Source organism: Arthrobacter sp. GQ119, from assembly GCF_059759125.1.
This window is the reverse complement of the sequence record NZ_JCAXEA010000001.1, coordinates 1-17,857: the sequence shown is the minus strand read 5'-3', so window position 1 is coordinate 17,857 and position 17,857 is coordinate 1. Positions and strand designations below refer to the sequence as shown.

At 66.2% G+C, this 17,857-nt stretch carries 19 protein-coding genes and 1 pseudogene; 14 read left to right on the top strand and 6 right to left on the bottom strand.

Going from position 1 to position 17,857, the window contains the following annotated elements:
- Positions 1-58: 58 nt before the first annotated feature.
- The 6 genes from hisB to AC6CH3_RS00075 all read left to right on the top strand — a co-directional run bounded on the left by hisB (position 59) and on the right by AC6CH3_RS00075 (position 4,882).
- Complete coding sequence (gene hisB, locus AC6CH3_RS00100) at positions 59-685, top strand: imidazoleglycerol-phosphate dehydratase HisB (RefSeq protein WP_056627824.1); 627 nt, start codon at positions 59-61, stop codon at positions 683-685.
- The gene (gene hisH, locus AC6CH3_RS00095) at positions 682-1,470 is read left to right on the top strand and encodes an imidazole glycerol phosphate synthase subunit HisH (RefSeq protein ID WP_498130515.1); all 789 of its coding nucleotides are present in this window, start codon (positions 682-684) and stop codon (positions 1,468-1,470) included. Before hisB ends, hisH begins: the two co-directional genes overlap by 4 nt.
- On the top strand, positions 1,471-1,629 hold the full coding sequence (locus tag AC6CH3_RS00090; RefSeq protein WP_498130514.1) for a CG2302 family histidine operon protein: 159 nt from the start codon (positions 1,471-1,473) through the stop codon (positions 1,627-1,629).
- Positions 1,630-1,750: 121 nt separating this feature from the next.
- Entirely contained in the window at positions 1,751-2,497 is a 747-nt protein-coding gene (gene priA / locus AC6CH3_RS00085; RefSeq protein WP_498130513.1) for a bifunctional 1-(5-phosphoribosyl)-5-((5-phosphoribosylamino)methylideneamino)imidazole-4-carboxamide isomerase/phosphoribosylanthranilate isomerase PriA, read from the top strand.
- A 9-nt stretch (positions 2,498-2,506) separates the two neighbouring features.
- Positions 2,507-3,415, top strand: coding sequence for an SseB family protein (locus AC6CH3_RS00080; protein WP_498130512.1), 909 nt, complete (start codon positions 2,507-2,509; stop codon positions 3,413-3,415).
- A 60-nt stretch (positions 3,416-3,475) separates the two neighbouring features.
- Positions 3,476-4,882, top strand: a complete 1,407-nt coding sequence (locus AC6CH3_RS00075) for an MFS transporter (RefSeq protein ID WP_498130511.1) — start codon at positions 3,476-3,478, stop codon at positions 4,880-4,882.
- A 91-nt stretch (positions 4,883-4,973) separates the two neighbouring features.
- On the opposite strand, the gene AC6CH3_RS00070 is transcribed toward AC6CH3_RS00075, so the two are convergent.
- Both AC6CH3_RS00070 and AC6CH3_RS00065 read right to left on the bottom strand, forming a co-directional pair.
- On the bottom strand, positions 4,974-5,435 hold the full coding sequence (locus tag AC6CH3_RS00070; RefSeq protein WP_498130510.1) for a hypothetical protein: 462 nt from the start codon (positions 5,433-5,435) through the stop codon (positions 4,974-4,976).
- 322 nt (positions 5,436-5,757) lie between these two features.
- The gene (locus AC6CH3_RS00065) at positions 5,758-6,144 is read right to left on the bottom strand and encodes a DUF1844 domain-containing protein (RefSeq protein WP_400577757.1); all 387 of its coding nucleotides are present in this window, start codon (positions 6,142-6,144) and stop codon (positions 5,758-5,760) included.
- Between the two features lie 379 nt (positions 6,145-6,523).
- Between AC6CH3_RS00065 and infC the strand changes: the two genes are divergently transcribed.
- The 4 genes from infC (at position 6,524) to AC6CH3_RS00045 (ending at position 9,390) form a co-directional block, all read left to right on the top strand.
- Positions 6,524-7,537, top strand: a complete 1,014-nt coding sequence (infC, locus tag AC6CH3_RS00060) for a translation initiation factor IF-3 (protein WP_498130509.1) — start codon at positions 6,524-6,526, stop codon at positions 7,535-7,537.
- A gap of 117 nt (positions 7,538-7,654) precedes the next feature.
- Positions 7,655-7,849 (top strand): 50S ribosomal protein L35, encoded by a 195-nt coding sequence (gene rpmI, locus AC6CH3_RS00055; RefSeq protein ID WP_009358635.1) that lies wholly within the window; start codon positions 7,655-7,657, stop codon positions 7,847-7,849.
- A 119-nt stretch (positions 7,850-7,968) separates the two neighbouring features.
- Entirely contained in the window at positions 7,969-8,439 is a 471-nt protein-coding gene (gene rplT, locus AC6CH3_RS00050; protein WP_498130508.1) for a 50S ribosomal protein L20, read from the top strand.
- Positions 8,440-8,496: 57 nt separating this feature from the next.
- Positions 8,497-9,390, top strand: coding sequence for a TrmH family RNA methyltransferase (locus AC6CH3_RS00045; protein WP_498130507.1), 894 nt, complete (start codon positions 8,497-8,499; stop codon positions 9,388-9,390).
- Between the two features lie 108 nt (positions 9,391-9,498).
- Here AC6CH3_RS00045 and AC6CH3_RS00040 read toward each other — a convergent pair whose 3' ends face one another.
- A complete protein-coding gene (locus tag AC6CH3_RS00040) occupies positions 9,499-9,765 on the bottom strand; it encodes a GlsB/YeaQ/YmgE family stress response membrane protein (RefSeq protein WP_498130506.1) in 267 nt (88 codons plus the stop codon).
- A 231-nt stretch (positions 9,766-9,996) separates the two neighbouring features.
- Here AC6CH3_RS00040 and AC6CH3_RS00035 point away from each other — a divergent pair.
- Positions 9,997-10,238 (top strand): annotated as a pseudogene (locus AC6CH3_RS00035) (cation efflux transmembrane domain-containing protein); the annotation flags it as partial.
- A gap of 263 nt (positions 10,239-10,501) precedes the next feature.
- On the opposite strand, the gene AC6CH3_RS00030 reads toward AC6CH3_RS00035, so the two are convergent.
- Positions 10,502-11,710, bottom strand: coding sequence for an MFS transporter (locus AC6CH3_RS00030; protein ID WP_498130505.1), 1,209 nt, complete (start codon positions 11,708-11,710; stop codon positions 10,502-10,504).
- Positions 11,711-11,900: 190 nt separating this feature from the next.
- Here AC6CH3_RS00030 and AC6CH3_RS00025 point away from each other — a divergent pair, with 190 nt between their 5' ends.
- Positions 11,901-12,356 (top strand): (deoxy)nucleoside triphosphate pyrophosphohydrolase, encoded by a 456-nt coding sequence (locus tag AC6CH3_RS00025; protein ID WP_498130504.1) that lies wholly within the window; start codon positions 11,901-11,903, stop codon positions 12,354-12,356.
- On the opposite strand, the gene AC6CH3_RS00020 is transcribed toward AC6CH3_RS00025, so the two are convergent.
- Positions 12,357-13,502, bottom strand: coding sequence for an Rv2578c family radical SAM protein (locus tag AC6CH3_RS00020; protein ID WP_498130503.1), 1,146 nt, complete (start codon positions 13,500-13,502; stop codon positions 12,357-12,359).
- A gap of 31 nt (positions 13,503-13,533) precedes the next feature.
- A complete protein-coding gene (locus tag AC6CH3_RS00015) occupies positions 13,534-14,013 on the bottom strand; it encodes a hypothetical protein (protein ID WP_498130502.1) in 480 nt (159 codons plus the stop codon).
- A 242-nt stretch (positions 14,014-14,255) separates the two neighbouring features.
- Between AC6CH3_RS00015 and pheS the strand changes: the two genes are divergently transcribed.
- Both pheS and pheT read left to right on the top strand, forming a co-directional pair.
- Positions 14,256-15,317: a phenylalanine--tRNA ligase subunit alpha gene (pheS, locus tag AC6CH3_RS00010; RefSeq protein ID WP_498130501.1), complete on the top strand. Its 1,062-nt coding sequence runs from the start codon at positions 14,256-14,258 to the stop codon at positions 15,315-15,317.
- Positions 15,318-15,320: 3 nt separating this feature from the next.
- The coding region (pheT, locus tag AC6CH3_RS00005) for a phenylalanine--tRNA ligase subunit beta (RefSeq protein WP_498130500.1) at positions 15,321-17,857 on the top strand (2,537 nt) is incomplete at its 3' end.

Sequence of the window (17,857 nt, the reverse complement as noted above, 5' to 3'; positions counted from 1 at the left end):
GAGGGTAGAACCCCCGCAACGTCTGCACTCTTCCTGCGTGAAAAGGACACCTATCACTATGAGCGACACCGGAATCAAGGCTGCCGAGGCCCGCACAGCACGCCTCGAGCGTGCCACCAGCGAATCTTCCGTTCTGGTGGAGATCAACCTCGACGGCACCGGCGTTTCAGACATCAGCACCTCGGTCCCGTTCTACGACCACATGCTGACCGCACTGTGCAAGCACTCACTAATCGACATGACGGTCAAGGCCACCGGGGACATTCACATCGACGTGCACCACACCGTGGAGGACGTGGCCATCACGTTCGGCGAGGTACTGCGGACTGCCCTTGGCAACAAGGCCGGCATCCGCCGCTTCGGCGAAGCCACCGTGCCGCTGGACGAGGCGTTGGCCCACGCCGTTGTCGACGTGTCCGGCAGGCCCTATCTGGTCCACGGCGGGGAACCGGCGGGCCAGGAATACCACCTCATCGGCGGCCACTTCACCGGTTCGCTCACGCGCCATGTCTTCGAGGCCATCACGCTGCACGCCGGGATCTGCCTCCACATGAACGTCATCGCCGGCCGCGACCCGCACCACATCGTCGAAGCCCAGTTCAAGGCCTTTGCAAGGGCATTGCGCGCCGCCGTCGAGCCGGACCCGCGCGTTGAGGGTATTCCGTCCACCAAGGGGGCATTGTGACCGGCAAGATCCTGAAGGACGGCGCCATCATCGACCCCTCGGCCACCGTCAAGCCGGCGTCGCCCGAGGGGAAGCCCACCGTCACTGTCCTGGACTACGGTTCGGGCAACGTCCGGTCTGCTGTGCGTGCCCTCGAACGGGCCGGCGCTGAGGTGATCCTGAGCTCGAAGCCGGAGGACGTCCTCAATGCCGACGGCCTGGTGGTTCCCGGAGTCGGCGCCTTCGAAACCGTAATGCGAGAACTGAAAGCCGTCGACGCCATCCGCATGATAGGCCGCCGTGTCGCAGGGGGCAGACCCGTCCTCGGCATCTGTGTGGGCCTTCAGGTGCTCTTCGAAGCCGGCGTGGAACACGGGACCGAAGCCGAGGGCATGGGGGAGTGGCCAGGCAAGGTCGAACTCCTCCCTGCCGACGTCGTTCCGCACATGGGATGGAACACGGTCAAGGTCCCGGAGGGTTCCAAGCTGTTCCAGGGCGTGGAAAACGATCGTTTCTATTTTGTGCACTCCTACGGCGTGCAGGCCTGGGACTTCGAGGTCGTGCAGCCGTGCATGGCGGCTCCTCTCGTGACCTGGTCGGAACACGGCGCGCCCTTCATTGCCGCTGTGGAAAACGGGCCGCTCTGCGCCACGCAGTTTCACCCGGAAAAGTCGGGCGATGCCGGCGCGCGGCTCCTCCGGAACTGGGTGAATGGCCTCCGCCACCCGCACGGCCGGACCGGAGCGGCAGCAGTGCCTGTGGCCGAGACGACGCCTGCGGCTGCAACGCCCGGTGCGGACGCCTAGATGTGGTCCATTGTCCTGATGGGGCTTGCGGGCCTGCTGGCCGGCGGCGCGTTGTCCTTCAGGCAGCAAAAGAAGCCGCTCTGGACGCAGATCGTGTTCTCGGTGCTGGCCGCCATGTCGCTGCTGGCCGCCTATCTGCTGACCCTGCCTGCGGCCTGATCTGCTGACCGGCAAACGCCTTTCAGCCACCCTGCCCACACTGAACGCCAACCCCCGACACCCGGACGCACAAGGCAGCGCCGCTCCGGAAACCGCGCTACATGAGAACTGAGGACCCGAGATGACCAGCCAAACCGATCTGCCGGCACTGGAACTGCTTCCCGCAGTCGACGTCGTGAACGGCCAGGCGGTACGCCTGGTCCAGGGCGAAGCCGGCAGCGAGACGAGCTACGGCACGCCGCTGGAGGCGGCCCTGAATTGGCAGCAGCAGGGCGCCGAGTGGGTCCATCTCGTCGATCTGGACGCAGCGTTCGGCCGTGGCACCAATGCCGAACTCCTTCGGGAAGTCGTGGGCCGGCTCGACATCAAGGTTGAGCTCTCCGGCGGCCTGCGTGACGACGAGTCCCTCGAGAAGGCCCTTGACCTGGGCGTGGCCCGGGTCAACCTCGGAACCGCCGCCCTGGAGAATCCCGAGTGGACGGCCCGGGTCATCCACCGGTTCGGTGACAAGATCGCCGTCGGGCTGGATGTCCGCGGAACGACGCTCGCCGGCCGTGGCTGGACCAAGGAGGGCGGGGACCTCTGGGACGTGCTGGGCCGACTCGAGGAAGCCGGCTGCGCCCGCTACGTCGTCACCGATGTGACGAAGGACGGCACCCTTCAGGGGCCCAACGTTGAACTGCTGCGGCAGATGGTTGAAAAAACCGGCAAGCCCGTGGTGGCTTCGGGCGGTATTTCCAGCCTCGATGACCTTAAGGTCCTGCGCTCCCTCGTGCCGCTCGGCGTCGAGGGCGCGATTGTCGGCAAGGCTCTCTACGCAGGCGCCTTCACACTGCCGGAGGCCCTCGACGTCGCCGGTCGCCGCTAGGCTGCGGCCGTGGCAGGACATGGGCTGACGCCCGGGGAACAGGACCGGGCAGCGCACCAGCCGGCTGCCCGCAGGCTTCCTGCCCACATCGAGGCGGCCCTCGCGGGCGCGGGCGGCCCCGCGGATTCTGCCGGCCAGCCCTGGGCCGGGCGGAGCCTCGCCGGCGATGACGGAAAGATCCACAATTTCGAGGACGACGACGGCAAGGCGGACACCGGTTATCTCGCCGCTGTCGAGGCGCTCCTTAGCGCCGATGGCGATGAAGCCGCCGTTGTCGCGGCGCTGGCCACTGCACGCGTTTTCGTTCCTGTTGTCGCACAGCTGGCGGAGGAAGCCGAAGGCGCCGGCGGGCTGCACGCCGACAAGCAGGCGGACATGGCGCTCGTGACGCTGAAAGCGCCGGACGGCAGGCTGGCCATGCCGGTCTTCACCTCGTCCGGTGCGTTGACGGCCTGGCACGCCGAGGCCCGGCCCGTTGCGGTCTACGCAGCACGGGCGGCGCTCTCTGCCGTGGCGGAAGGTGCGGAATTGCTTGTTGTTGACCCCGGTTCCGAAGTGACGTTCGTCGTGCGGAGGCCGGCGGTCTGGTCATTGGCACAGCAGCAGCCTTGGGTTCCCTCCTACCGCGACACCGAACTGGCTGACGCCCTCGGCACTGCGGCAGCGGGTTCGCCCGCGGTCCGGCGCCTGGAAGTCCTGCCGGGTGCAGGCGTGCCAGCCACGACCGCGTCCGGCCGCCGGATCGCCGGCGGAGGTCCCGGACCGGAGCTGCGTGTAGTCCTCTACCTGGAGGAAGGGCTGGATGCTGCCGGCGTCCAGTCAGTGGTTGCCGGCCTGCAGCAGGAGTGGAGCCGGAATGAATTGTTCGGTGAGCGCGTTGACTCGATCGAAATCAAACTAAGGCGCGCCGCAGAGTAACCGCCGGTCCAAGGGTCGGTCCGTCCTTTTGCTGCCCGGCGGCAGACCGAAGGATCCACCGTGAATTTCACCCTGTACCTGGAGCTGCTGGCCGTCAGGCCCATACGCCGGCTCCTGGCGGTGGGCATGATTGCCCGCATACCCCATTCGGCCGCAGGTGTGCTGCTCACACTGCACATCGTGCTGACCCTGGGCCAGGGGTATGCGGCGGCCGGCACAGCAGCCGCTGTCATGACCATCGGCATTGCCCTGGGCGCCCCGTGGCGCGGGCGCCGAGTGGATATTGTGGGGCTGCGGAGGGCACTGATCCCGTCGGTCCTGTCCGAGACCGTCATCTGGTCCATCGTTCCCCACGTGTCCTATCAGTGGCTGCTGCCGCTGGTGTTCGTGGGCGGTCTGCTGACGCTTCCCATCTTCAGCGTTGTCCGCCAGTCGCTGGGCGTGCTTGCCGCCGGCGACCGGCGGCGGACGGCCTTCGCCCTTGATGCCATCAGTACGGAGATGGTCTTCATGATCGGGCCGGCGGCCGGAGCGGTGGTGGCCACCAGCGGCCACTCGGTCCTTGGCCTGACGGTCGTCGGCGTTGCCACCTCCATCGCGGGGCTGTTCCTCATGTGGTTCAACCCGCCCACTCGCAGCACCGCGGGCAGCGCCGCCGGCAGCGCTGGCAGTGCTGTTGGCAATGAGGCTTCTGAAGCAGACCGGGAGGACGCGGCCGAAGTGGCGGTGACCGCTGCCGCACCGGGCGATGTCCAGGAGGCTGCCGCCGGGCTGGGACGCCCATCAGAAGGCGCGCAGCGCCGGGCCGGACAGCCGGGAACAGGGCTGCGGAATGCCCAACTGCCGAACGCCCAGCTGCCCAACGCCCAACTGCCGAACGGTGGGCTGCGGGGCAAAGTCGCTTTCAACTTCAGGTGGTTGACCGCAGCCGTGGCAGCTGTGTTCGCTGTCGCCGCCGGGACAGGAATGGTGCTGAGCGGGACCGATGTGGGAATCGTCGCTGCCCTGGAAACTGGCGGCCACCAGGCGGAGATCGGGATGGTCTTCCTCTTTTGGTGCGCCGCTTCCGTCGTTGGCGGCCTCGTTTATGGCGCCTTGCACCGTCCCCTGTCGCCGATCCTGCTCCTGATGGGCATGGCGGCACTGACCATCCCGATGGGGTTCGCCACCGACACTTTGACCCTGAGCCTGCTCTCGCTGGCCCCCGGCCTTTTGTGTGCACCGGTCCTTTCGGCCGCGTCGGAGAAGGTGGCCGAGCTCGTAGACGAGGCGCGGCGCGGTGAAGCGATGGGGTGGTACGGGTCGGCGCTCACCGCTGGCGTGGCCCTTGGTGCGCCGCTCGCGGGCCTGTTCATCGACGGCGTAGGACCATGGGCCGGGTTCGTGTCGGTGGGCGCAGCCGGCGTCCTGCTCTGCGCCGTCGGTATAGCGCTGCAGCAGCGCCGCCGCCGGGCAGCCGGCGCGTAGATGTATCGGGCCGCCCGCCCTGCGCGCAGTCAGCCGTGGGCACTGGAGTCGGGACTCCTTTGTGAACTCCGTTATTCGGGAACGACAGGAGTTATTCGGGAAGGACAGGAGGAATCTGGGACTGTCCCGACTGTGTGAGCTGTATGACTTCGCTGACGGTCACAAAGGCGCACTGAAATTCCGCACTGCATGTTTGCAGGATGACGAACGCCACGGCAGCCCCGGGGTTGAATGCCATCACGCGGGGAATGACCCGGATGGTGACGGTTTGGCTTTCTCTGGTGCAGCCCAGCTGTGCGTTTCCGAAGCCGTTGGCAATCCGGCCGTCGGTCACTCTCTGGTTCATTTCCACCACGGGTACCGCAATGATGCGGGTGGGGTCGCTGTCACAGACGAACGTGACCGGGACGTCAACGGCGGCGCCGTCGGCGACGAGTGTTCCCGGTCCCACGCTCACGAGCGTTGCGGGGGCGGCATAAGCTGGCGTGGCGGTTGCCGTCAGCGCGAGGGTGGCGGCCAGGACGACGGCGACACGGGTTTTGGTGCCTAACATGGGGTTCTGCCTTTATGGAAGGGCGGCATCTTTGGCCGACCAGGCTGTGGCGGCGTGCAAGCCGGATGCCTGGGGATACGGGGCGTGCCCCTGACGGCAGCGCCGCTCAGACGCGGCCAGGTTCAGACCGGAAAGCCGGCTGGCCGCCGAGCTTACTCAGTCTGCCGCGCCGTGACAATAGTCAATTGTTTCCAAGGCATCCCCACTAAAGCAGAAGCCTGAGCAGGAGCCCCGGCAGAAGCCCGAGCAGGAACTTAAGCAGGAACGACGGCGCGCCGTCCCCTCAAGGACAACCCGCCGTCGTCGTAGTTGCTCTCCGGCGTCAGTTCACCGCGCCGGTGTATTTTTCCCCCGGACCCTTGCCCGGGGGATCGGGAATAATCGACTCTTCCCGGAAGGCGAGCTGGAGGGAACGCAGACCGTCGCGCAATGGCCCGGCATGCTGGGAGCCGATCTCGGGAGCAGCGGCCGTCACAAGTCCGGCGAGGGCGGTGATGAGTTTGCGGGCCTCGTCCAGGTCCTTGAGCTCCTCGGCGTTCTCTTCGGCGGCCAGGCCCAGCTTCACCGCTGCGGCGCTCATGAGGTGGACAGCGGCTGTGGTGATGACCTCGATGGCGGGAACTTCCGAGATGTCCCGGACCTGCTGCGAGACGTCAGCCTGCTCGCCGGGGGCCTGGTAAACGTGTGAATTACTGTCTGGAGTGCTCATACTGGTAAGCTTGACACAGACCGACTGGATGTCGTTATTTCGCCGTGTAAGAGACCCATCGCCGCCTTGTGCGGAGACGGGTATCTTTCTGTAGAATCGACTTCAGTTTGCAAGCGGAGTTCTCTCCCACCCGCGCCAGCCGATTTTCCGCGCAGTTCCAGAGGAAAGCAAGGTTGCCGGGTAAAGGTCGGGCGTTTCCGGCAGGCACAGTCCTGCGGAAGCGCGTGCAGCCCTCCGGGCCAGCGCATCCGATCCTCGAGGCCTTCGATTGCTCCGGCAATTGGGGGCCTTCTCTTTTTGCCGGTGGAATACTCATCACAAACACAGGAGCTTTAACATTAGCGAGCCAAGAATCAATGAGCGTATCCGCGTCCCTGAGGTGCGGCTGGTCGGCCCTGCCGGCGAACAGGTAGGAATCGTCCGTATCGAGGATGCCCTGCGCCTGGCTGCCGAGTCCGATCTTGATCTCGTTGAAGTTGCACCTCAGGCCAAGCCTCCGGTGTGCAAGCTGATGGACTTCGGCAAATACAAGTACGAGGCCGCAGTCAAGGCCCGTGAGGCCCGTAAGAACCAGACCAACACGGTTCTGAAGGAAATCCGGTTCCGCCTGAAGATCGACACGCACGACTACGAGACGAAGCGCGGGCACGCCCTGCGGTTCCTCGGAGCCGGCGACAAGGTCAAGGCCATGATCCAGTTCCGTGGCCGCGAGCAGCAGCGCCCCGAAATGGGCCTGCGCCTGCTCCAGCGCTTCGCTGAAGACGTTGCTGAAGTCGGTGTTGTGGAGTCGAGCCCGCGCATCGACGGCCGAAACATGGTCATGGTGATTGGTCCGCTTAAGAACAAGGCCGAGGCCAAGGCAGAGGCCCGCCGGGCCACGCAGCGTGCCGAAGCCAAGGCCCAGAACGAAGCCAAGGCCGCCGGCCGCGTCGACACCTCGGGTGCCGACCAGGCACCCCTGACCCAGTCACTCGCGGACCTGCTGCCCGAGGGCTACCAGGTCAACACCGAAGCAGCCGCGCCGGAGGAACCGGCAGCAGCTGCTGCTCCGGAAGCCGCCGAGCCGAAGCGCGAAGCGCCCAAGGCTGCAGCGGCTCCGGAAGCGCCCAAGCAGGAGGCTCCAAAGGCCGCCGAGCCGAAGCGCGAAGCGCCCAAGGCCGCAGCGGCTCCGGAAGCGCCCAAGGCTCCAGCGGCGAAGGCCCCGGCTCCTGCGGCCGCGGCTCCTGCCGCGCCGAAGCCCGCCGAGGCTGAGGCTCCTGCTGCGGCAGCACCCAAGCCTGCGGCAGTGCCTGCTCCACCGAAGCCGGTGGCCAGGCCCGCTGCGCCGAAGCCCGCGGCACGCCCCACCGCGCCCCGGGCCACGCCCAAGCCGGCAGGCAAGAAGACCACCTAGTTCAAAGCTGCGGAAGGCACCGCCTTCAGGCAGTCAGCAACCAGCACGCCGCCCGCAGGGGCGGCTGCACGAAAGACTGCAGACATAGTCTGCGGATACGTTAGGAGATCGGTTCCCATGCCGAAGATGAAGACCCACAGTGGTGCTAAGAAGCGCTTCAAGCTGACCGGCAGCGGCAAGCTGCGCCGCCAGCAGGCCAACCGCCGCCACTACCTCGAGCACAAGTCCTCCAGGCTGACCCGTCGCCTTGCCGGCGACAAGATCGTCTTCAAGGGCGACGCCAAGGTCATCCGGAAGATGCTCGGCATCTAATTTCCAAGCACTCTGGCTGAGCGCCACCTGGCGCCAGTCAAACTACCAATAAGCCTTCTCAGGCCGGCCGGAATACCGGCAGTAGATGCTTGGGATAAGAATTCTGAAGGAGTACGCACGTGGCACGTGTGAAGCGGGCGGTAAACGCCCACAAGAAGCGCCGGGTTATCCTCGAACGCGCCAAAGGTTACCGCGGACAGCGCTCTCGCCTGTACCGCAAGGCCAAAGAGCAGCTGCTGCACTCGTTTGTGTACAGCTACGGCGACCGCAAGAAGAAGAAGGGCGACTTCCGCCGCCTGTGGATCCAGCGCATCAACGCTGCGTCCCGCGCCAATGGCCTCACCTACAACCGCCTGATCCAGGGCCTCAAGGCCGCTGAGGTCGAGGTTGACCGCCGCATGCTGGCCGAGCTGGCTGTGTCTGACGCCAACGCCTTTGCTGCGCTGGTCAAGGTCGCCAAGGACTCCCTGCCGGCCGACACCTCCGCTCCGGCTGTTGCGGCTGACGCTGCATCGGCTCCGAAGGCCAAGAAGCCGGCCGCCAAGAAGGCTGCTGCCAAGAAGCCGGCCGCCGACGAGGCCGCCGAGTAGCAGCTCCCCGTTCTGGGTAGTTCGAGAACCTGCTGTTACAGCAACTAAGGTTCTTATATGAACGAAACCGGGCGCCCGCAAGACTTTCCACTGTCCAACCCCCGAGCTGATCGGGTCCGGGACGTGGCAAAGCTTGCCGGGCGCCCGGCCCGTTTAAGGCGCCGCCAGTTCTTGGCGGAGGGACCCCAGGCTGTCCGTGAAGCCCTGACGCTGCACCGCAAGAAAATCGACGCGGGGGAGCCCGGTGTTGTCCGTGAGGTGTTTGCCAGTGAGGCGTGCCTGGACCGGTATCCGGAGTTCGAAGAGCTGGCCGCCGGCACCAGCGCCAGGCTGGCAACCGATGATGTCCTTGCCGCCATGGCGGACACCGTGACTCCACAGGGCATCATCGCTGTGTGTGATTTCGTCGATGTTCCGCTGCACGAGGTTCTCGATGGCGGGCCGCGGCTGCTCGCCGTGCTGTGCCAGGTCCGGGATCCGGGCAACGCCGGGACCGTCCTGCGGGCTGCCGACGCCGCCGGCGCGGATGCTGTGGTGCTGACCGGCTCCAGCGTGGATATCTACAACCCGAAGGCCGTGCGTTCCACCGCGGGCTCGCTGTTTCATCTGCCGGTGGTGCTCGGCGCCGACGTCGAAGAGCTCGTGGGGCAGTGCAGATCCCGCGGCATTGGCGTGCTGGCCGCCGACGGCTACGGGAAGCTGAACCTGGACCGCCTCCAGGATGAGAGCGCGGCCCGGCGGCTCGGCAGCTCCACGGCCGGTTCAGATTATGCGCTGGAAAGCCCGACTGCCTGGCTGTTCGGAAACGAGGCGCAGGGACTGTCCGAAGAGGAGCTTGCCCTGGCTGACCACCGGGTGGCTGTTCCCGTGTATGGTTCCGCCGAAAGCCTGAACCTGGGGACGGCGGCCACTGTCTGCCTGTACGCCAGCGCGAGATGCCAACAGGACTAAAAAGATCCCAACAGGACTAAGAACGGGGCACACAAAAAACGGGGGCCCACATGGTGGGCTCCCGCATTTTTCTTTGGGCAGGTCCGCCTCGGGCGGGCCTTGGTGGTCTTAGGTGGTCCGGTTACGTCCGGTAATGGCCCCGTAGACACCGGCGACTACCAGGCCGCCGATAATGGCGAGGATCCAGGTGCCGAGGTCGAAGAACGCCAGGTCACCCCTGCCGAACAGAAGGCTGCCAATCCAGCCACCAACGATGGCGCCTACAACGCCCAGAAGAAGGCTGGTGACCCAGCCGCCGCCGACCCTGCCGGGCATAACGGCTTTAACAATTGCGCCTACGATCAGGCCGAGAATAATCCAAGCAAGAAAACCCATTGTCTCCTCCTTCATATTCGTCGGGATCGATACAGGTCAGTCCCGACATGGCTTCAAGCTAACACAACGCATGTTTATTTGTCAGCACGCTTAGTTTCAAGGTTTTTTGTGGCGCCGCGACGTCACGAGTGCTGCTCCGCCCAAGGCCGGGCGGGTACGTCATTACTAGTGGTCCCGCTGCGGGGCCTTGTCCAGTTCGTTGTAATTCCCGCTTGAAGAGGTGAAGCCCCCTTGGCTGCAACTGGCGGTACCAAGGCGATCGTCGCAGCGCGTTCATCCTGACGCTGTCATCCTCCGTGCTGGCTGAGGCCATCCATTCCGTGGCCGACTCCGGCAACCAGGTCCTGCTGCTCGTCGGCGGGAAACGGGCAAAAACGGCCGCCAGCGAGGAGCATCCCTTCGGCTACGGCCGGGAACGCTACATCTACGCGTTCATCGTCTCCATCGTGCTGTTCAGTGTCGGCGGCCTGTTCGTGCGGAACAGCCATAATCGGCCTGCTGGCCTTGAAATCGCCCGGCTGATACCTGGAGCCGGACGTGGGCCGGTCGGATCTGCCCACCGGCCAGGCCGTCGTCGGGGGCACCGGATCCTAGCCGTCGCGACGGTCCGCCGGGCATGACCGCCGGGCATGACCGGCGGGCTTGTCGGCAGATAATGTCGGCACCCAAAGGACCGGCGGCTAAAGGACCGGCGCCCAAATAGCAGAAACGGCCGCTGGCCCTGTGGCCCGAAGGGTTACGGGGCCAGCGGCCTTTTACGCTCCAGCATTCCGCTGAGCACAGCCACACCCAGGCCCAGGACTGCCAGCACGGCGCCCACAAGGGCCGGTGCAACATAACCCCAGCCCCAGGCGATGACGAGTCCGCCCAGGAAAGCTCCCAGCGCGTTGGCCACGTTGAGGGCGGCGTGGTTGAGGGAGGATGCCAGGGAGGGCGCGTCCGGTGAAGCATCGAGCAGCCTGGTTTGCAGCGCCGGCACCAGCATGGCCCCGGCCGCGCCCACAACGAAGACCATCACCAACGCGGACCACGGCGAGTGCACGGCGATCGCGTACACCACCAGCGCCACGGCGATCCCCGGCAGCACCCGGTAAATGGTTCCCATGACGGACTTGTCCGCGATCCTTCCGCCCACGATGTTGCCTGCGACCATTCCGAGGCCGTAGAGGGCCACCACGAACGGCAGGAACGCGGACGGGATGCCTGCAACCGAGGTCATGGTGTGGGCAATGTAGGTGTACGTTGCGAAGAAACCGCCGAATCCGACGATCCCGATCAGGATGGCAAGCCACACCTGCGCCCGCTTCAGCGCTCCGAGTTCCCGGCGGATACTTGCGTCTGCATGGGCTTTTTGGAAGGGCACAAACTTCCAGATCAGGCCCAGTGTGACCAGCCCCAGGGCGCCGACCAGGACGAAGAGCAGCCGCCAGCCGAAGGCCTGGCCAAGCCAGGTGGCGAACGGCACGCCGATGACGTTGGCCACGGTGAGTCCGGCCATGACCATGGAAATGGCCCAGCCACGCTTCGTCGGTGCCACCAGCGACGCGGCGATCACGGCCGCCACGCCAAAGAAAGCTCCGTGCGGCAGCCCGGCCGCGAACCGGGACACCAGCATGCTCCCGTAGTCAGGGGCGATGAACGACGTCAGGTTGGCGATGCTGAAGAACAGCATGAGGCCCAGGGCAAGGTACTTTCGCGGCAGTTTCGCTCCGACAGCGGCCAGTACCGGTGCGCCGACGACCACGCCCAGTGCATAGGCAGAGATCAGGTGCCCGGCCTCCGGCGTCCCGATGTTGAGCCCAACCTCCACTTCCTTGAGCAGGCCCATCATGGCGAATTCGGTGACACCGATTCCGAAGCCTCCCATCCCCAGCGCCAAAATGGCGAGTCCGAGATGGGACCTGTGGGTTGTGGCTTTGCCGGGAGCGTGAGTGGTGGTGGTCATGTGCCTGCTTTTCGGAGCTTGGGGGTGGAGAGTCTCGGCATCGTGCGTGAAGCTGCCCGCACACGTAGATTGCCCGGACAAATCTGATTTTTATAACGACGGGTCTGTAGAAGGTATTCCGCACGTCGTTGGGGGAGGGCTGGCGGCAGAGGTGCGCGCCCCCAACCATTCTCCCCCATACACTGGGGAGGTGAGCGAACTGATAAGCGTTGTGGGCGGTGCCGTACTCGATTCACTTGCCCGGCCAACCCGTTTGCTGGTGGCCAGGCGGACGGCGCCTCCACAGTTCGCAGGCATGTGGGAGTTTCCGGGCGGCAAGGTGGAAGCCGGCGAGACGCCCGAAACCGCCTTGCACCGGGAATTGCGCGAGGAGCTGGGCATCGGCGTCCGCCTGGGTTCCGAGCTGACATCCCCGCACCACGCAGGCTGGCCGCTCAATGAACGCGCGACGATGCGGGTATGGTTTGCCGAACTCACCGACGGCGAGCCCCGGCCCCTCGAGGACCATGACGAACTCGCCTGGATCGGCCTTCGGGAACGTGAGGAAGCTCTCAGCCTTCCGTGGATTCCTGCCGATCTTCCGATTGTCCAGGCACTGTTGACGGAACTCGGGGCCACTGCCTCGCTGAAAAACTACGCTGTCTGATCAGAAGAGCGTTGGCTGGGACGCCTGGGCCGTCCCGGGCGTCCTGGCACCTGCCGTGGGCAAGCTGCCCTCTGGGTAGGCGGCTTCTTCACCGCGGGGGTCGTCGGCATCCCGGTGGCTGAACCCGTGTGAGCCGGAAAACCCGTACCGGGCCTTGAAGTAGCGGACCCGTCCTGCGAGCCAGGCGCGGTACTCCTTCGAAGCGTAGGATCCCGTGCCGTACAGCCGCCTGTACCGTCCAGCGAGTTCCGGGTGCCTTGCCGCTATCCACTGCATGAACCATTCACGCGTACCGGGCTTCAGGTACAGGGCCCCGGCCGTCACGCCGGTTGCCCCGGCGGCGGCCAGCGAACTGAACAGGCAATCCAGGGCTTCGTCGCTGTCCGACAGCCAAGGCAGGATCGGCATGGCCATCACTCCGCACGGCAGCCCGGCATCGCGCAGCCTCGATATGAGCTTGAGCCTGGCCCTCGGTCCGGGCGTCCCCGGCTCAATGTCTTCGGACAGCCGGTCATCTGTCATGGCGAGTGAAATGCCGATTCCCACCGGCACCTGGGCGGCGGCGTGTTTCAGCAGCGGGATGTCGCGGGCCAGCAGCGTTCCCTTGGTCAGGATGGACAGGGGAGTCCCGGAGTCGGCCAACGCGGCGATGATTCCCGGCATCAGCCGGTACCGGCCCTCGGCGCGCTGGTAGGGATCGGTGTTGGTGCCCAGCGCGACGTGCTGCCGCCCCCAGGACGGCTTGGCCAGTTCCCTGCGCAGCACCTCCGCGGCATTGATCTTGACGACCACCTGGCTGTCGAAATCCAGCCCCGCATCGAAGTCCAGATAGGTGTGGCTCTTGCGGGCAAAGCAGTAGACACACGCGTGGCTGCAGCCCCGGTAGGGATTGACTGTCCATTCGAATGGCATGCGGGAACCGGAGGCCACCTTGTTGAGCACCGATTTTGCGGTGACCTCATGGAAGGTGACCCCGGCAAATTCTGGGGTGGAGACAGAGCGCACAAGCCCGGCCAGCGGCAGCAGCGGCACCGCGGCCGCGGCGGCTGTGCGGTTGTCCGCGCCGCTGTCTGTGCCACTGTTCGCCGCGCTGTCAGTGTCTGGCGCCCGGGGTGCGGGATTGAGTGCCTGCGCGTCCCATCTCATGGCTCAATTCGAAGGTATGTTCGAATCAAAGTCAAGGCCCGCCGTGGGTGTTTCGCCTGATCCGCCGCCTGATCCGCCGCCTGCCGGCGAGGGTGCGGTTGTGCGCTGATGCCGTTCGGCCGGCGTAGCCGCCGGCTTCGAGCCCGGCATGGCGTTCAAAGGGATTTCCCGATGCCGGGTCGCCGTGCCGCAGCAGCGACCACCCGGCGGCGGCGAAGTAGAGAACCAGGAAGGGCAGCCCGAGGCAGGCGTACTGCGTGCTGTGCCGTTCCTCGTGACCCAGGAGGACGGGGTTTCCCAGGGCCGCCTCGGGCCCGGCGCGGAAGATGATCACATTGCCTACCGTGAACGCCCCGGCGAAGGGGAGTTTCCAGGTGTAGCCGGTGGCGATCGCCAGGCCGCGCGGCCCGCTCACGACCGTGGTTCCGGCCAGCCTGGCGAGCAGGCGTCCCAGCAGAGTGGAGCCATTGAGCAGGTTCGCCAACCGGCGCAACCGCTGTCCCGGGGTCATGAGGCAATGCTAGCCGCGGGACGCGAACAGCACATTGGCCGTCCCGTTCGGGCAGCCGGGCCCGGTCAATTAGACTGGGAACAGTGCCCGCCGGCCAACCTCCGGCGAGCCTGCCCTTGTCCTTGCAGGGCGTCACCGGATGGCGTCATGCAATGACGTGCCAGTGACGGACGCGCTGCCGGGGAAACCGGCACAGCAGCACCGGCCACTGGTATCACCCGACTCGTAGCTAAGAACAGTAGATGACTGAAACTTTGCCGGGCGCTGCCGTCCCGAACCCTCTGGATGTAGCCGCCATCACCGCCGCCGTCGAGCAGGCAATCTCCGCCATCGCCGGTGCCTCCACGCTCGATGAACTCAAGGCTGTCCGTTTGACCCACACCGGGGAGAAATCGCCGCTGAGCCTCGCGAACCGCGAAATCGGTGGCCTGCCAAAAGACCAGAAGGCTGCCGCCGGGAAGCTCATGGGTTCCTCCCGCGGGCGCGTCAACAAGGCACTCGCGGAGCGCACCGCCGAGCTTGAGGCCGAGAACGACGCCCGCATCCTGGTCGAGGAAACCGTCGATGTGACAGCCGCCCCGCGCCGCCGCCGGGCAGGAGCGCGCCATCCGCTTTCCACCCTGCAGGACCGCGTGGCAGACATCTTTGTCGGCATGGGCTGGGAAATCGCCGAGGGCCCGGAAGTCGAGTCTGAATGGTTCAACTTCGACGCACTGAACTTCAAGCCGGACCACCCGGCCCGCGAGATGCAGGACACCTTCTTCGTGGAACCGCCGGAGGCACACCTCCTCATGCGCACCCACACCTCCCCGGTGCAGGTCCGCTCCATGCTGGAACGCGAGGTGCCTATCTACGTGCTGTGCCCCGGCAAGGTGTTCCGCACCGATGAGCTCGATGCCACGCACACTCCCGTGTTCCACCAGTTCGAGGGCCTCGCGATCGACAAGAACCTCAGCATGGCCGACCTTCGCGGCACGCTGGAGCACTTCGCCCGCCAGATGTTCGGAGACGAAGCCCAGATCCGGCTGCGTCCCAACTACTTCCCCTTCACCGAGCCCTCCGCGGAGCTGGACATCTTCCACCCCGGCGCCAAGGGCGGGCCGCGGTGGATCGAGTGGGGCGGCTGCGGCATGGTCAACCCCAACGTCCTGCGCGCCGCAGGCATCGATCCGGATGTCTATTCAGGGTTTGCCTTCGGCATGGGCATCGAGCGCACGCTCATGTTCCGCAACGAGGTCAGCGACATGCGCGACATGATCGAAGGCGATGTACGTTTCAGCGAGCACTTCGGGATGGAGATCTAAACAGTGCGTATCCCACTTTCCTGGCTGCGTGAATTCGCGCAGGTACCGGCCGGAGCAATGGCTGAAGACGTCATGGCCGAGCTCGTCAAGGTCGGCTTTGAAGAAGAGGCGGTCCACCGTCCCACCGACGCCCTGCGAGGGCCCATCGTGGTGGGCCAGGTGCTGAGCCTGGTCAAGGAACCGCAGACCAACGGCAAGACCATCAACTGGTGCCAGGTCCGCGTCGTCCCCGAGGGGCAGGAACAGACCCTCACCGGCAAGGGCATTGACCCTTCCGGCGTCCAGGGCATCATCTGCGGCGCCCACAACTTCGTGGAGGGGGACAAGGTTGTTGTCACCCTTCCCGGTGCCGTGCTGCCCGGCGATTTCCACATCTCCGCGCGCAAAACCTACGGGCACCTGTCCGCGGGCATGATCGCCTCGGTGCGCGAACTCGGTATCGGCGAAGACCACGACGGCATCCTGGTGCTCTCGAGGATCGGGCTGGACCCGGAAATCGGCACCGACGCCATGGACCTCCTGGGCCTCTACGACGAAGCCGCCGAGATCAACGTCACCCCCGACCGCGGCTACGCGTTCTCGATCCGCGGCGTCGCCCGGGAATACGCCCACGCCACCGGCACGTCCTTCACCGACCCCGCCTCGAAGGTCACGGCCCCGGTGTCGCTGGCCGGCGGCTACGGCGTCAAGATCAACGACGACGCCCCCATCTACGGCAAGCCGGGCTGCGACCGCTTCGTGGCCCGCACCGTCCGGGGCGTGGATGCCACCCGTCCCACGCCGCCGTGGATGACTTCCAGACTTCGGTTGGCCGGGATCCGGTCCATCTCCCTGCCCGTGGACATCTCCAACTATGTGATGCTCGAGCTGGGACAGCCCCTGCACTTCTATGACCAGGACAGGCTGTCGGGCGACATCGTGGTCCGGCGGGCCGTGGCGGGGGAGAAGCTCACCACCCTGGACGGCAAGGAGCGCCCGCTCGACGTCGAGGATCTGCTGATCACCGACGATTCCGGACCGGTCGGCATCGCCGGCGTCATGGGCGGCGCCTCCACCGAGGTCTCGGACACCACGTCCACCGTGCTGATTGAGGCGGCCCACTTCGAGGAAGTCTCGATCGCCCGCTCACGGCGCCGCCACAAGCTGCCGTCGGAGGCCTCCAAGCGCTTTGAACGCGGCGTCGACTGGCAGGTGGCGAACATTGCTGCCCAGCGCGCTGCCGACCTCCTGGTCGAACTCGCCGGCGGCACCGCCGACGAGGCGGGGACCGACGTCGGGACAGCTCCGGACGCCGTGTCCATCGCCCTGCCCACCGCTTTCGCCGCCGAGCGGATCGGCATCGACTTCACCGAAGAGCAGATCGTCACCTCCCTCGAGGATCTCGGCGCCGTCGTGGAAAAGGCCGACGGCGGCTGGACAGTTTCGGCGCCCAGCTGGCGGAGCGACCTTGAGACCAAGGAAGACCTGTCCGAAGAGATCGCCCGCCTGGTTGGTTACGACAAGATCCCGGCGACGCTTCCCGTCGCTCCTCCGGGCAGGGGGCTGACGCGCGTCCAGCAGCAGCGGCGGCGCCTCATCCAGGCCCTCGCTGACGCCGGGCTCACCGAAGTCCTGGCCTACCCGTTTGTCTCGAAGGCTGCCAACGACACCTTCGGCGTGCCGGAGGCCGGGGCTCCCCGTAGCGCCGTCAAGCTGGCCAACCCGATCAGCGAGGAGCACGGCTACCTGCGGACGTCCGTGCTGCCCGGCCTGATCGAGGTGGCTAAGCGCAACCACTCGCGCGGCTTCCGCGACCTGGCCCTGTTCGAGGCAGGGCTTGTCTTCCTGCCCGGCGGGACTGTGGGCACGGCCTCCATTCCGCCGCTGGGCGTCAAGCCGTCCGATGAGGTGCTGGACGCACTGTACGACGGCGTTCCGGACCAGCCGCTGCACGTCGCCGCGGTCCTGACCGGCCACGACTCACCGGCTGCCGCCGGCCACACCCCGCGGGTCTGGGACTGGGCGGACGCGCTGGACATCGCGCGGCTTGCGGGCGATGTCCTGGGCGTTGACATCGTGGTGGGGCAGGGCCAGCACCAGGCCTTCCATCCCGGCCGTGCAGCCAAGCTGTCATTGCGCAGCGGCGAAGTTGTGGGCTACGCCGGCGAGCTGCACCCGAAGCTCCTGGCAGCCTCGGACATGCCCGCCCGTTCCGTCGCACTCGAAATCAACGCCGACGCCCTTTTCATGGCCGCCGCGGATGTTATTGTGGCGCGCCACATCTCGACCTTCCCGGTCGCAACCCAGGACGTGGCCCTCGTGGTGCCGCAGGAGATTCCAGCAGACGACGTGCTGGCTGCCCTGCGGGAAGGTGCCGGCGAACTCCTGGAAGATGTCGCACTGTTCGACGTCTACGCCGGCAAGGGCATCGAGGACGGCAAGAAGTCACTGGCCTTCGGGCTTCGGTTCCGCGCCAACGACCGGACGCTGACTGCCGACGAGGCCTCGGCGGCCCGCGAGGGCGCGGTAGCACTGGCCGCAGAGCGCTTCGGCGCCGTCCA